This is a genomic window from Leeuwenhoekiella nanhaiensis (assembly GCF_002744755.1).
Classification (GTDB): domain Bacteria; phylum Bacteroidota; class Bacteroidia; order Flavobacteriales; family Flavobacteriaceae; genus Leeuwenhoekiella; species Leeuwenhoekiella nanhaiensis.
Map to the genome: position 1 here is coordinate 17,698 of NZ_KZ319305.1, position 14,403 is coordinate 32,100.

Genomic DNA, 14,403 nt, shown 5'->3' on the forward strand with positions numbered 1-14,403 from the left:
GTCTTAATTGATTAAAATTTCTTCAGTAGGATAGCGGTAAGCTTTCTGCTTTACCTTTTTAAATAATGCGATCATAATTGTGAGCATACTCACCCGGCCTATAAACATTACGGCAATGATCACTCCTTTACTGGCTGCCGAAAGACTTGAGGTAATGCCCAAACTGAGTCCTACTGTACTGTAAGCCGAAAAGCATTCAAAAGCAATGCTGAGCAGCGTTTTTTGGGAATCAAAACTCGAAATCGCAATTACTGCAAAACCGATTACCACCAGAGAAAGCGAAATAATAGCAAAGGCCCGGCGTACCGAAATGTCTGCAATCTCCCGGCGGTAGACTTCGATGCGGGTTTTTCCTTTAGCAAGGCTGAAAAAATTAAGGGTTGCGATGGCAAAGGTGCTGGTTTTAATCCCTCCTCCGGTTGAAGCCGGCGAGGCTCCTACCCACATCAATAAGAAGATAAGCATCAGGGTCGAAAAGTGAAGCTGGGTCATATCTACCGTATTGAAACCAGCTGTACGCGGAGTCGCCGCTCCAAATAACGCAGTGACTACTTTCCCGAAGCCGGTGTGTTCTGCCAGCGTATTGGAATATTCGTTGATGTAGACCAAAACAGTACCTACAACGAGCAGACTACTTGTCGTAATAAGCGTTATGCGACTGCTCAGACTCAGCAACCAGGGCTTATAAACAATCTCGTGATCCCGGTCTAAAAGAGGTTTGATGATTTTATATTTCAAATACCGCAATATGTTGATTACAATGGGAAAACCGAGTCCGCCAAAAACAAACAGCGCGATTAACGTGAGCTGTAAGCCATAATTGTAGCGGTAGTTGATGTCGTAAATGCCGTTTGATAAGGTTGAAAATCCGGCATTGCAGAAGGCAGAAACCGAATGGAAAATAGAAAAAGCAATGCGGTCACCCAATTCGGGAAGCACTTTCGCCTTTAGGCTTATAAAAATGAGAAAGGCGCCTACGATCTCGATAGAAAAGGTAATGGCAAGAATGCGTTTCAGCGTTGAAAAAACCTCACCAATTTTATTGGAATTATTCATATCGCTCAGCATCACCTGATTTTCAAAAGATGAAACCCCTTTAAAAAAATAGCTGAAGTAACTGGCAAACGTAAGAATGCCCAGTCCGCCAAGCTGAATAAGAAATACAATGATGTTCTGGCCAAAGGGCGTAAAATAACTTCCCGTGTCAACCACAATAAGACCGGTCACACAGACCGCGCTGGTGGAGGTGAACAAGGCATCCAGAAAACTGATTCCCTCGTAAGTGGCTCTGGGAAGCATCAATAGAAAGGCACCCAGAAGAATAATTCCCAGAAAGCTCGCGATAAAGAGCTGGGCCGGGTTTAAAGCACTTTTTTTATACGATACTTTTTGCTCGGCAAATTCACGTATAAACGTAAGCAGAATGGCTATTTTAATCCAGTTATCGTCGTAAAAAAAGCTAAGATGCCGGTGTGCTTCCTGACCCAGAAAGTGAATGGCAATGATGTAGAGGGTTACCGCGATACTGGCGTAGTCAAAGATGACGACCTGCCTACTGCGCTTGATGTGTTCGGCAAAATACCGGGTAAGCGTGGCGCCAATTCCTATAAATAAAATGATGAGATAGAAGGCATTAAGTCCCTGTTGAATGGTTGAAGACTGCTCGTAGCCAAAGTCGATGATAAATGCAAAAACACCAATGAGGCTCAATATAAAAGCCGTTCGGTAAATCGTCTTAAGGAACTTAGATTTTGATGAAGTGTCGTTCAAATCCCAAACATTAAAAGCACGTACAAAGGTATTGCAAATCTAAATCCAGTTCAGATTTCGGTCTTAAAGTATTCTAAAAGTTGAGCCTAAAGCGTTAAAGCACGACACTTCTACTGATGACTGTTGTGCTAAGGCTTTTTAAAAACTTAATTTTGCCAAAAATCGAAGGATGAAAGCAAAAACAGAGGCTCGTTTGGAGTTAACCGAAGCTCAAATGCGGGAATACGGCTATAAGGTAGTAGATGCTTTAGTCGCCCATCACGCCGGGCAGGAACAGAAAAAACCTGTAGCTGTAGCCAGCAGGGCCGAAATGGATGAACTTTTGACCGAAAATGCTCCCGAAGAGGCTACTTCTTTTGAAACCGTGATGCAGGGCGTGATGGAAAAGGTAATTCCGCATATCAATCTGTTGAGTCATCCCAAGTTTTTCTCGTTTGTGCCCGGACCTAGCAATTTTGTAAGTGTTCTGGGAGATACCCTGGCGACTGGTTTTAATGTGTTTTCGGGTGGTTGGGCTGCTTCTCCGGCAGCTGCCGAACTGGAGATCATTACCATCAACTGGCTGTTGAATCTCTATGGCTTCCCTAAAAAGCGGGGTGGCGGTATTTTTACCAGCGGGGGGTCTATGGCCAACCTTACGGCTTTGGTTACGGCACGTAATGTAAAATGCGGCGATGATTTTTCGAAAGCGGTTATTTACCTTTCAGATCAGGCGCATTCTTCTAATGTGAAAGCGATACGGGTGATGGGGTTTACCAAAGAGCAAATACGCATCATCCCAACCGATATGGAGTTTAAGTTTGCGATTAACAAACTTAAAAACGCAATTAATAAAGACCGATTGGAAGGCTGGAAACCCTTCTGCCTGTTAGCTTCTGCAGGGACGACCAATACAGGTACTGTTGACCAGCTCAGCGAACTTTCTGAAATTGCAAAAGCCGAAGATTTGTGGTTTCACATTGATGGGGCTTATGGAGGTGCGGCAATTTTGGCCAAAGACGGTAAGCAATTGCTAAAGGGTGTTGAGAAAGCCGATTCTTTAACTGTTGACCCGCACAAGTGGTTTTACCAGCCTTACGAAATGGGCTGTTTGCTGGTGCGCAATCACAAATGGCTGAGCGGTACGTTTACCGAAAAGCCCGAATATCTTAAGGATGTAGAAGGAAACAGTTCTGAAATCAATTTTTACGATCACGGTATTCAGCTTACACGCAGGTTCCGGGCGCTCAAGTTTTATATGAGTGTCAAAACCTTTGGACTGAACGCCTTTCGCGAAGCCATAGATTACAATTTTAAACTTTGTGATGCGACCGAAGAGCTTTTGCGTAAGAGTAAAAAATGGGAAGTAGTTTCACCATCAACGCTTGCCATCATCAACTTTAGGTACAATCCTATTGACAAAAAATATTCTGAAGCTGAACTCGATAAACTCAATTCAAAAATATCGGAAGCGGTTGTACAATCGCGTGAGGCAATGCTGGTAACCACCATTCTAAACGGACAAATCGTGTTGCGTATGTGTTTGATAAATCCGCGTACGACTTTTGATCATGTAAAGGAAACTATTGAATTGTGTGAAGCTGTTGCGGAAGAGATTTAAAGTTCAAGATTCAAAGTTTCAAATCTGAACCTTGAACCTTAAGTTTTGAATCTTGAATTACTCCTCCATCTTATCCAGAATCTCGTCTTTAGTGATTTTTGGGTTGGCGCCTTTTTTACCGGCGACCATAGCACCCAGAGCACAGGCAAAGCCCAGCGCGTATTCGGGTTCTGATTCTTCTTTAAAAAGTTGGTAAAGCAGTCCGCCCAAAAAGGAATCTCCCGCTCCCACGGTATCAACCACGGTGGTGGGATAACCGGGATGTGCGTGTAATTTTCCGTCTTTGTACAGTACAGCGCCCGCTTTCCCAAGGGTGACGCAGATCAGCGAGGTATCGGTTTCTTTGCTTATCTGAGCCAGTTGATCTTCAATAGCACCGCTTTTTATATCGAAATGATCCGCAAGTATCTCCAGTTCTTCGTCATTCATTTTAACCATTTGCGCCTGTTTCATAAACTGCACCAAATGCTCCATTTTGTAGTGCGGTGCCCGAAGGTTTACATCAAAAACGGCGTATTTACTTTGCGGAAGCAATTCTTTTAACGTGGCGCGCGACGTCTCACAACGTGCTGCCAGCGAACCGAAAATAAACAGATCGGCGTGAGCGACTGCTTTTTGGTTTTCCTTGGAAATAGCGATAGCATCCCAGGCCACGGGCTCTTTAATCTCGTACGATGCGCTGCCGGAATCGTCAAGGGTAACCAGTACCTGCCCGGTCTCCAGCTCGTCGTCCTCCTGAATAAGGCTTTGGTTTAAGTCAAGCAGATCTAATTTAGCCCTGGTTTCTTCGGCCAGAGCATCGGTTCCCAGACGGCTAATCATATCGACCGAAACTCCAAGACTTTTTAAACGAAGGCACAGATTAAGCGGGGCACCGCCCAGTTTTTTCCCGTCAGGAAATACATCCCACAGGATTTCACCATAGCTTACTGCTTTTAAGGAGTCTTTCATAGCATTACGAGTTTACAGGTAGTTTTAGTTAGTTTGGTTAAATGAGCGATTTAATCTAAAAGTTTTTCTTCCAGCTCTTCGAGCGAAATACCCTTGGTTTCAGGCATCATAAATTTAGTGAAGAGCAATTGCAATACCATCATAAAGGCAAAAAACGCGAAAATAGGCCAGGGGTTGTCTTTAAAAATTCCGTCATCACTGTCTAAAAATACGGGGGTAAGCAGAGTGATTAAGGCTGCGAAAACCCAGTGGGTTCCGGTTCCCCAGGATTGCCCGTAGGCACGTACCTTGTTCGGGAAAATTTCAGAAATGAAAACCCAGATCACGGCGCCCTGTCCTATAGCGTGCGAGGCAATGAATACCAAAATAAACGCGAGCAGCAAGGTAGGGCTTGCCGAAGCATAAAAACACCAGGCTACAGTTGAAAGGCTTATAATATACCCCAGCGAACCGATATACATCAGGGTTCTGCGCCCCAGTTTGTCAATCAGACCCACACCCACAAAGGTGAAAATCAGGTTTACAAAACCTATGGAAATGGAATTGAATAACGAATCTTCAGTCGCTAAACCGGCTTTTACTAAAATTTCAGGAGCATAATAGAGAATGAAATTGATACCCGAAAGCTGATTGAAGAACGCGATCAAAAATGCCAGAATCAGTGGTTTTTTATAGCGTTTGGTGAATAAAGTAACCTCGTCTGAAGTTTTAGCAAGTTCGGTTTTAATAGCATCGATTTTTTGCTGTACTTCCGCTTTAGGATACACCCGGTTTAGAATTTCAAAAGCTGATTTTTCGTCTTTCTTTTTATGCAGAAGCCAGCGCGGACTCTCGGGCACGCCCAGAACGAGTAAGACATAAAGAACAGCAGGAATGCCTTCTACACCCAGCATCCAGCGCCAGTCGTTTGCGCCCTGAAAACCTTCAAGCAGATAATTGGAGAAAAACGCGATCAGGATCCCAAAAACGATATTGAACTGATACAGCGCCACCAGTTTACCGCGGTTTGAGGCGGTTGAAATTTCAGAAATATAGGTAGGTGCTGCTACCGAAGAAGCGCCTACGCCCACGCCACCAATGAAGCGGAAGAACGAAAACAGATAAGGATCTGGTGATAAAGCTGAGCCCACTGCCGAAACGAGATACAGCACCCCAATCCAGAACAGGGTTTTTTTACGTCCAAAACGATCACAGGGTATTCCGCCGGTTAGGGAACCTAAAACCGTCCCCCAAAGCGCCATAGACATAATAAAGAGTCCATGAAACCAGGGTGATAAATTCCAGAGTTCGCGTACCGGTAAGTTAGCACCAGAGATGACTACGGTATCAAAACCGAAGAGAAATCCAGCTAGCGCTACGGTTATTGACCATTTTTGTACTGCTTTCATAAATAATGAGGTTGTGCGTTTTTAGTGGCTTTCGGTATTCCAGATTGAAGGGATAGGAGTCAGGCTTAAATCAGAAACTGCTGCATCGGTTTTCAATTCAAAATGGGTATAGGGTTTTTGAGGAAAAAATACGGCTGTCATTGCATTGGCTCCGCCATCAGCAAAAAATTCGATGGATGAGGTATCCATATAAATCGAAAAAGGAACGGAATCTCCACTTGTGAACCGGGCCGGGGCTTTCATAACGGGTTTGGCAAAGCTATCGGCAAAATCTGTGAGTCCGCTTAGGGAACGGTCAAGACTATACTCGTTTTGCTCAGCGTTATAGCTTATGCTTAAACGCTCCCCGTCATCATTGCTCAGCATAATTTCAAAGTCAGTCAAGGGTGAAGGTAGACTAAATGAAATTTCGGCTTGATTGAGTTTAGGATTTGTAAAATGAAAGATTCCGTCTTCCTTTAAAGTTTCGGGTTTTTGTTTTTCTAATTGGTCAGTCAGCGCGGCAACCGGAAAGTTGCTTAGAAAGTATCCGTTGTTGTTATGTAAGTTTAGCTTTCGCGGAAGCGTCATCGCACTGCGCCATTTTTCGGTTGGGACTTCCTGGCCGTATTCCCAATTGCTCATCCAGCCAATAAAAATGCGCTCTTCTTCGGGTAAGTTGTTGTAAGTGATACCGGCATAATTGTCACGCCCCAGATCAATCCAAAGTTCTTCGGTTTGTGAAGTGGTAAACTGTTCACCGTCAAATTCGCCCACAAAGTATTGCGTGCCCGAGCCGCTGTTTGGCGCGCCGGGATTGATGCTGATGAGTAAAACCCATTTGGTCTCACCGGTTTCTACGACTTTCAAGGGGAAGAGATCAGGGCATTCCCAGACGCCGCCGTGAGCGCCGGTGTCTTTTCCAAATTCGCTCAAATAATTCCAGTCTCTGAGATTGTCTGAATTGTAAAATAACGCCCGGTCGCCCGCCACCAGTATTAAAATCCACTTTTGAGAATCTTCGTGCCAAAAGACTTTTGGATCTCTAAAGTCGATAAAACCTTCGGTATTAGGTACAACAGGATTGCCTTCGTATTTGGTAAAGGTTTTGCCATTATCGAGGCTGTAAGCAATGCCCTGATACTGGTAATCGTTTGTTTTGGCCTGTGCGCCGTTGGGCTCGTGATAAGTGAACATAGCAACCAGCGGAGGATTTTCTTCAGTTCCAAAACCAGAGGTGTTTTGATGATCAATCACCGCGCTTCCCGAAAAGATATATCCCAGCGTATCGGGTTCAAGTGCAATGGGTTGGTGTTTCCAGTCTTTGAGATTTTCGCTGGTCGCGTGACCCCAGTGCATCGGTCCCCAAACGGTAGAATCGGGGTAAAATTGATAATACAAATGATAGGTCCCTTTGTGATAAACCAGGCCGTTTGGGTCGTTCATCCAGTGTGATTTAGGACTAAAATGGTATTGTGGACGAAAATTTTCGGAATATAACATATCTGCTGTATCTTTAGGATTTGAATTTTGAGCCGGGTCTGTTTTACACGAGCTAAAAATCAAGAGAACTAAACAGCTAATGCTTAGAGTTTTTAACATAATCAATAGACTTTGATTAAAATAGCACCGAAAGTTAGTATAATTCAACTTAACTTAATCGATTTAGTTAATTAAATTTGCTGCCTAAACGGTTAACTTAACATCAGTGAACCTACTAATTAGTCAATAAATATCCATGAAAAGGAAATTAACCCTTAAGTCAATTGCTAAAGAGATGGACGTTTCTATCTCTACAGTATCTAAAGCGCTGAGAGATAGCCCCGAAATCAGCGAAGAAACCCGCGAGAAAATCAAGGCTTACGCAAAGCTTTACAACTATAAACCGAATAACATCGCCCTGAGTCTTAAAAATCGTAAGACCAATACCATCGGCGTTATCATTCCACAGATTGTGCACCACTTCTTTACAACCGTAATCCGGGGTATTGAAGCTGAGGCGCGCGAAAACAATTACAACGTAATCATTTGCCTTTCCAATAACGATTTCGATAAAGAGGTTCTTAATATGGAACTTCTGGCAAATGGGAGTACAGATGGTTTTATCTTATCGGTTTCTAAAGAAACCATGCAAAAAGAAGATTATCATCATTTAAATGAGGTGATTGAGCAGGGTATGCCTGTGGTGATGTTTGACCGCGTTGTTGAAGGTATTCCGTGCGACCGGGTACTCATCAACGATACGCAGGGAGCTAAAAAAGGGGTGACCCATATGATCCGTTCCGGCTGTCGTAAGATTGGTATTATAACCAGTGAAGATTACGTGAGTGTAGGTAGACTGCGTACCGAAGGGTACCTGGATGCACACGACGATTTCGGTATTGAGGTTGATGAAAACCGAATTCTGAAGTTAGACAATATTGATGACCTGGATGAAAGCGCTAAAAAGCGAATCAAAACCTTTATCGAAAACAATGATCTGGATGGTTTGTTTACGGTAAATGAACTTTTTGCTGTTTACGCCGCCCGGGTAATCGCTAAAGCAGGCAAAACAGTGCCCGATGATATCTCTATCGTTTGTTTTACAGATGGCGAACTTTCAGAACATATGATGCCCAGTATTACAGCGGTAAGCCAGCACGGTGAGGAGATGGGCCGAAAAGCGGCGTCAATTCTTATCAATAAACTGGAGCGACCTGAAGACGAGACCGAAGAATACGGCACAAGCTATATTGAGACCAGTCTCATAGAGCGTGAATCAACCCGAAAATTAAACCGATAGTATGGCAAAGAAAGGATTTATTTTTGATCTGGATGGCGTTATTGTAGACACGGCAGGCTTTCATTACCTGGCGTGGAGAAGCCTTGCTAACGAACTCGGTTTTGAGTTCACCGAAGAACAGAATGAGCGCTTTAAAGGTGTAAGCCGGGTACGCTCGCTGGAGATTCTGCTCGAGATAGGCGGAGTTGAAGCAACTCAGGAGCAAAAGGATAAATGGCTGGTTTCTAAAAATGAAGAATACCTAAGCTATATCGAAAAAATGACGGAGGCCGATATTTTGCCGGGTGTCATGAAAACGCTAAATTACTTAAAATCGAAAAATATCCCTATGGCTTTGGGTTCTGCCAGTAAAAATGCGCAGCCCATCCTAAAGCGCGTGGGGCTTTTTGATTTTTTTGAAATTATTGTAGATGGCAATCACGTACAAAAAGCCAAGCCAGATCCCGAAGTATTTACCATTGGGGCAGATGAGCTGGGCTTTGCGTACTCAGATGTGATTGTTTTCGAAGATTCAATAGCCGGTATTCAGGCTGCCAATTCGGTAGACATGGTGAGTGTAGGCATAGGCGATGCTGAAGTTTTACACGAAGCCGATCACAATTTTAAAGATTTTACAGAAATCGATACCGCATTTCTAGACCAACTAATCAACGCATAGTATTATGAATCAGGATTATATAGTGCCTGCACCCTGGGCCATTATTGAAGAAGGGTTTGAAAAAGACCGCGTTAAATCATCTGAAAGTTTGTTCAGCATAGGTAACGGTGCCATGGGCCAGCGTGCCAATTTTGAGGAAGAATACAGCGGTAAAACCTTTCAGGGAAGTTACATTGGCGGAGTTTATTACCCCGATAAAACCCGTGTGGGCTGGTGGAAAAACGGATATCCTGAATACTTCGCAAAAGTGCTTAATGCACCCAGTTGGATAGGGATAAAAGTTAAAGTAGATGGCGAGTCTTTGGATTTGAACACGGCTAAAAGTGTATCTAATTTCCGAAGAGAACTTAATATGAAAGAAGGCTGGCTGGGCCGTAGTTTTGAAGCAGAACTGCAAAACGGCGTGAAGCTTAAAGTGCAATCTAAACGGTTCTTAAGTCTGGAACACGATGAGATAGGTGCTATAAACTATGAGGTGACTCCGCTTAATAAAGATGTAAGCATCAGCTATGAGCCTTACCTAGATAGTGGCATTACCAATGAGGACACCAATTGGGACGATAAGTTCTGGAACACCTTGAGTGTCGAGGAAGACGGAAACAAAGCCTACATCACTGCGCACACCATGAAAACCTTTTTCTATGTGTGTACAGCGATGGCCAATACCTTTACCGTAGATGGTAAAGAAATTTCATTAACGCTTAGTACTAACAAAAGCGATACGTACATCGGCCACGTTTTCGAGACTGATATTCGTGAGGGTGAGACTTTTGCTATTCAGAAATACGCGGGGTATATCACTTCATTCAATCACGATCAAAACGAGTTGAAACAGGCAGCTCAAAAGGTTCTTGACACGGCTTTAGATGCCGGATTTGACAAACTGCTCTCAAAGCAAAAAGAAGACTGGGCCGAGATCTGGTCTATGGCTGACATTGTTATAGATGGCGATGTACGGGCTCAGCAAGGGATTCGTTTCAATATTTTCCATCTGAACCAAACGTATTTAGGTAAAGATTCCCGTTTAAACATTGGTCCTAAAGGATTTACCGGTGAAAAATACGGGGGTTCTACGTATTGGGATACCGAAGCCTACTGTCTGCATTTTTATATGGCGACCAAAAATCAGGATGTTGCACGCAGCCTCTTGACCTATCGTTATAATCATTTGCCTAAAGCGATTGAAAATGCCGGAAAGCTAGGTTTCAAAGATGGAGCGGCTTTATACCCGATGGTAACGATGAATGGGGAGGAATGCCACAACGAGTGGGAAATCACTTTTGAAGAAATACACCGTAATGGGGCGATGATTTTTGCCATTCGCGATTATGTGAAGTATACCGGCGATTACAGCTACATTCCTGAGAAAGGACTTGAAGTGATGATAGGTGTTGCCCGTTTCTGGAAACAACGCGCCACTTGGTCTGCTCAAAAAGAAAACTACGTAATTCTTGGGGTGACCGGTCCTAATGAATACGAAAACAACGTAAACAATAATTTTTATACCAATTACCTGGCAAAATGGTGTTTGGAATATGCCGTTGAGCATTGTAAGAATGTAGCTCAGGAGTTCGGTTCAGATTACAAGCGTATCGTGGGTCAGACCGAATTGAAAGAGGAAGAGTTAAAGGCTTGGGCTGAAGTTGCCGAGAAAATGTATTTGCCCTATTCGGAAGAAAAAGGCGTATACCTGCAACAGGATGGTTTCTTGGATAAAGAATTGGTCACTGTAGCCGATTTGTCAAAATCAGAACGCCCTATCAACCAGAAATGGAGCTGGGACCGTATTCTGCGTTCGCCTTACATCAAACAAGCCGATACCTTACAGGCTTTCTATGTGTTTGAAGAAGACTTCAGTGAAGAGCAATTGAAAAAACATTTTGATTTTTACGAGCCGTTTACGGTTCATGAATCTTCCCTAAGCCCTTGCGTACACGCCATACAGGCTGCAAAACTCGGGCAGATGGATCAGGCGTATGCCTTTTACCTGCGAACGTCACGCTTGGATCTGGACGATTACAATAAAGAAGTTCACGAAGGCTTGCACATCACGAGTATGGCCGGTACCTGGATGAGTGTGGTTGAAGGTTTTGGAGGAATGCGCATTAAGGATAACACCCTGTCATTTGATCCTAAAATGCCGGATGCCTGGGATGGATTTTCCTTCAAACTGAATTATAGAGATCAAATCCTTAAAGTTGCCGTAGGTAAAAACAAAACCGTTTTTACGCTTAACGAAGGCGAGGATCTTGATCTTTTGATACACGGAAAAGAGGTGACTGTGAAAGCAGGCAGCTCCGTTGAGGTTTAAATTGAATTAAATATTTTAACTTTAAAATCCCCTGCATTTTAAAAGATTGCAGGGGATTTTTAGTTTATAGCTATGCGATATTTATACTTTTTTATTTCAATCCTTTTATTTTCCTGTAACACCCAAGAGGAAAATACATTTTCCCTAAACGGGAAAATACAATCGGAAGGTAACGGTAAGATGCTCTATCTCATTGATGCGCAATCAGGCAATACACTCGATTCTACGCTTATTGAAAACGGCAGGTTTAACTTTAAAACAAAGCTACCCATATCTCCAATTTATGCTAAACTGAAAACCAAATATGATTTATTTTATACTGAATTATGGCTCGAGAACAACCCTATGGTATTTGATGCCGAGCATAAGAATTTCTATTATGCGACTATTTACGGCTCAAAGTCTCAAAGGCAATCTGAAAAATTAGTCAAACAAATAGACACATTATCCCGTAAAGAGCGTAATGTGGTTATTCAGAATTTTATACTGGAGAACAAGGATAATCCATTGGGAGTTGTAACACTTTATCACTGGTTTATAAATTTGGGTAAAGATCTTACTGAACCTGTCTATAATGCCCTTTCCGAAGCAAATAAATCAACCTTATATGGCAAGGAAATCGATCATTTTCTTAGGCTTAATACGAATCCTGATATTGGCGATCAATTTGTAGATGCCTCACTTAAAAATCCTGAGGGCGAAGTCAAAAGACTATCAGCATTTATGGGGAAAACAGTCTTGCTCGAATTTTGGTCTACCTCGTGTGAACCTTGTAGAAAAGACAATATGCACCTGGTTAAAGAATATGAAAAATACTCAGATAAGGAGTTTGAAATTATAAGTATCTCTCTAGATACAGATCTTGATCAATGGAAAGAAGGAATTGAGGATGACCAGTTGAATTGGGTAAACTTAGCCGATTTAAAAGGTTGGCGCGGTGATGCTGCATTCATTTATGGAATAAAAGTTTTACCAAGTAATTATTTAATCAATAAGGACAGAATAATAATAGCTCGTAATTTGCGAGGAGAAGCGTTAACCGAAAAATTACGGCAGATTTTATGATACGTTTGGTTCACGCTTTATTAAGCATTTTTATTTTCAGCTTGTGCTCTTGCACAAATCAAAACACGAAAACAACTGTCTCAATTGAGAAAGCTTCTTTAATAGATACTGTTTACGTTTCGGAGCTTACAAATGCATCTACGGAACTAAAATTATTTCATCCGAATTTTAAACAGGGAATATCACTCGAAAATCCCTTAGTTGCAAAAATCACTAAATCAGGCGCTGAGAATAGTTATTTAGCAATACTTGAGCCAGGGAAAAATACTCAAATTGTCAAAGATGAGTATGGTAATCTTCAAACCAATTCTATAGCAGATTCGCTGCTTAATTATTTGTGGCATTCTAATCAGGATTTTATTTCAAAAAAGCAGGATTTTATCTTTACGACTAGCAATCTTGATAGTGTTGTTAAAGTATTTGAGAATTTTAAAGAGGAGCGTAGGTCTAATTTAAAATTTTATAAAAATATTATTGACCCCGAGACCTTTACTATACTTGAGTATCAAAATGAATCCAGAATCTATTCGTTTCTTTTTTATTTTGGCAGAATAGCTCAGGAGTTAGAAGCAGAGAACAGTTTTTTTAACTTTATTGAGTCTATTCCTTCGCCAGATATTGCATTAAAATCACTTCCAGATATTTACCTGTATAAATATGAAATCGAGTATTTACGGGAGCACGAAGAGCTTAAAAAAATTTCTGATTTTTTGCACTATATTGAAAATGAAACATCATCAGAAGATCTTTCAGATTATTTAAAAGCAAGTTATATAAAGGAACTAATTCAAACACCCTCTTATTGGTATAAGCACGAAAAATTATTCAACAGTCAGGAGTTTGACTCGATTTTATCAATGGCGGAAGAAAATAGGTATTCAGACATTATCATCAATGCATCAAAATTGTTTTCAATATTAAAGAGCGGTGATGTAGCAGCTAATTTCTCTGCTATTGACAAAAATAATGAGGAGGTTGATTTAAATGATTTTAAAGGTAAAGTTTTATTTATTGATGTATGGGCAACCTGGTGTGCACCCTGTTTAAGTCAACGACCTCAGGTTTTAGAATTAGCTAGGAAATATGAAGCAAATCCTAACTTTGAAGTGCTTATGGTATCAGTGGATTCTTCTAAAGATAAGTGGCAGTCTTTTTTGGATAGAGAGAAAGACTCCGAGGGAATAAATCTTTTTATCAAAGATGGATTGCGATCCAGTTTTAGAGAGAATTATAACGTAAAGTCTATTCCAAGATATATTCTTATAGACGAAAAGGGTAAATTAATAAACTCAGATATAGGAGAGCCCTCAATTTACATTGAACAGATTATAACGAAAGCACTTTTGCAAATAGAATAAGTATTTAAAAGTTTTACAAAATTTAGCGGCATTTAATCAAATTAATCAAGATACGTTTACACCTCTTAAGTATTCCAAATCCAGTTTGAATAATTCCAAGCTGAAATCTCATCTGGAAGGTTTTCAAAAGCTTATTAAATCTTTAGAATCGAAAGACATTAAGACAAAAACAAATGACTATATCAATTCTCAGATTGAGCGTATTAATTCTTTTAATGAAAGCGAAAAGCAATTGAAGAGAGAGTTGATAAAAGCTAAGATGGCAGTTTTAAAACATTTGGAGAAAAATGAAAACTTAGTACCCAAAAATCACTATCAAAGACTATGGTTAGTTTTGGGTATGTCTGCTTTTGGAGTACCGATTGGTGTTCTCCTGGGGTTGGTTACGGGAAAGATGGGATTATTGGGTGTCGGTTTACCGATTGGCATGTTCATTGGCCTTATTTTCGGCAAAAGATTAGATAAAAAAGCTGCTGACGAGAACCGGCAGCTTGACTTTTCGCATTAATCGACACTATCCTATTAACTGTGTAAGTTAAAA

The 14,403-nt window shown here is 41.5% G+C and carries 11 protein-coding genes; 7 read left to right on the forward strand and 4 right to left on the reverse strand.

What is annotated here, in order from left to right; all coding sequences use genetic code 11:
• Positions 1-3 precede the first annotated feature (3 nt).
• Positions 4-1,770, reverse strand: a complete 1,767-nt coding sequence (locus CJ305_RS17735; protein WP_099647638.1) for a TrkH family potassium uptake protein — start codon at positions 1,768-1,770, stop codon at positions 4-6.
• Between the two features lie 169 nt (positions 1,771-1,939).
• Between CJ305_RS17735 and CJ305_RS17740 the strand changes: the two genes are divergently transcribed.
• Complete coding sequence (locus CJ305_RS17740) at positions 1,940-3,370, forward strand: pyridoxal phosphate-dependent decarboxylase family protein (RefSeq protein ID WP_099647639.1); 1,431 nt, start codon at positions 1,940-1,942, stop codon at positions 3,368-3,370.
• Positions 3,371-3,427: 57 nt separating this feature from the next.
• Here the strand turns inward: CJ305_RS17740 and CJ305_RS17745 are convergent, their stop codons facing one another.
• Genes CJ305_RS17745 through CJ305_RS17755 form a run of 3 tightly spaced genes read right to left on the reverse strand, consistent with a single transcriptional unit; the run spans position 3,428 to position 7,290 of the window.
• A complete protein-coding gene (locus CJ305_RS17745) occupies positions 3,428-4,321 on the reverse strand; it encodes a carbohydrate kinase family protein (RefSeq protein ID WP_099647640.1) in 894 nt (297 codons plus the stop codon).
• Positions 4,322-4,371: 50 nt separating this feature from the next.
• The gene (locus tag CJ305_RS17750) at positions 4,372-5,709 is read right to left on the reverse strand and encodes a sugar porter family MFS transporter (RefSeq protein ID WP_099647641.1); all 1,338 of its coding nucleotides are present in this window, start codon (positions 5,707-5,709) and stop codon (positions 4,372-4,374) included.
• 21 nt (positions 5,710-5,730) lie between these two features.
• Positions 5,731-7,290: a glycoside hydrolase family 32 protein gene (locus CJ305_RS17755; protein ID WP_099647642.1), complete on the reverse strand. Its 1,560-nt coding sequence runs from the start codon at positions 7,288-7,290 to the stop codon at positions 5,731-5,733.
• 136 nt (positions 7,291-7,426) lie between these two features.
• Here CJ305_RS17755 and CJ305_RS17760 point away from each other — a divergent pair, with 136 nt between their 5' ends.
• The 6 genes from CJ305_RS17760 (at position 7,427) to CJ305_RS17785 (ending at position 14,370) form a co-directional block, all read left to right on the forward strand.
• Positions 7,427-8,470 carry a LacI family DNA-binding transcriptional regulator gene (locus tag CJ305_RS17760; RefSeq protein ID WP_099647643.1) on the forward strand — a complete coding sequence of 348 codons (1,044 nt, stop codon included), beginning with the start codon at positions 7,427-7,429 and terminating at the stop codon, positions 8,468-8,470.
• A 1-nt stretch (position 8,471) separates the two neighbouring features.
• On the forward strand, positions 8,472-9,128 hold the full coding sequence (gene pgmB / locus CJ305_RS17765; RefSeq protein ID WP_099647644.1) for a beta-phosphoglucomutase: 657 nt from the start codon (positions 8,472-8,474) through the stop codon (positions 9,126-9,128).
• Between the two features lie 4 nt (positions 9,129-9,132).
• The gene (locus CJ305_RS17770; protein ID WP_099647645.1) at positions 9,133-11,439 is read left to right on the forward strand and encodes a glycoside hydrolase family 65 protein; all 2,307 of its coding nucleotides are present in this window, start codon (positions 9,133-9,135) and stop codon (positions 11,437-11,439) included.
• Between the two features lie 72 nt (positions 11,440-11,511).
• Positions 11,512-12,504 (forward strand): TlpA disulfide reductase family protein, encoded by a 993-nt coding sequence (locus CJ305_RS17775; protein WP_099647646.1) that lies wholly within the window; start codon positions 11,512-11,514, stop codon positions 12,502-12,504.
• On the forward strand, positions 12,501-13,862 hold the full coding sequence (locus CJ305_RS17780) for a TlpA family protein disulfide reductase (RefSeq protein ID WP_099647647.1): 1,362 nt from the start codon (positions 12,501-12,503) through the stop codon (positions 13,860-13,862). Before CJ305_RS17775 ends, CJ305_RS17780 begins: the two co-directional genes overlap by 4 nt.
• An 85-nt stretch (positions 13,863-13,947) precedes the next feature.
• Positions 13,948-14,370 (forward strand): hypothetical protein, encoded by a 423-nt coding sequence (locus CJ305_RS17785; RefSeq protein WP_099647648.1) that lies wholly within the window; start codon positions 13,948-13,950, stop codon positions 14,368-14,370.
• The last annotated feature ends 33 nt before the right edge of the window (positions 14,371-14,403 follow it).

Coding starts and splice junctions, on each gene's coding strand:
- CJ305_RS17740 (WP_099647639.1), top strand. CDS start 1,940: ATGAAAGCAAAAACAGAGGCTCGTTTGGAGTTAACCGAAGCTCAAATG.
- CJ305_RS17745 (WP_099647640.1), bottom strand. CDS start 4,321: ATGAAAGACTCCTTAAAAGCAGTAAGCTATGGTGAAATCCTGTGGGAT.
- CJ305_RS17750 (WP_099647641.1), bottom strand. CDS start 5,709: ATGAAAGCAGTACAAAAATGGTCAATAACCGTAGCGCTAGCTGGATTT.
- CJ305_RS17755 (WP_099647642.1), bottom strand. CDS start 7,290: ATGTTAAAAACTCTAAGCATTAGCTGTTTAGTTCTCTTGATTTTTAGC.
- CJ305_RS17760 (WP_099647643.1), top strand. CDS start 7,427: ATGAAAAGGAAATTAACCCTTAAGTCAATTGCTAAAGAGATGGACGTT.
- pgmB (WP_099647644.1), top strand. CDS start 8,472: ATGGCAAAGAAAGGATTTATTTTTGATCTGGATGGCGTTATTGTAGAC.
- CJ305_RS17770 (WP_099647645.1), top strand. CDS start 9,133: ATGAATCAGGATTATATAGTGCCTGCACCCTGGGCCATTATTGAAGAA.
- CJ305_RS17775 (WP_099647646.1), top strand. CDS start 11,512: ATGCGATATTTATACTTTTTTATTTCAATCCTTTTATTTTCCTGTAAC.
- CJ305_RS17780 (WP_099647647.1), top strand. CDS start 12,501: ATGATACGTTTGGTTCACGCTTTATTAAGCATTTTTATTTTCAGCTTG.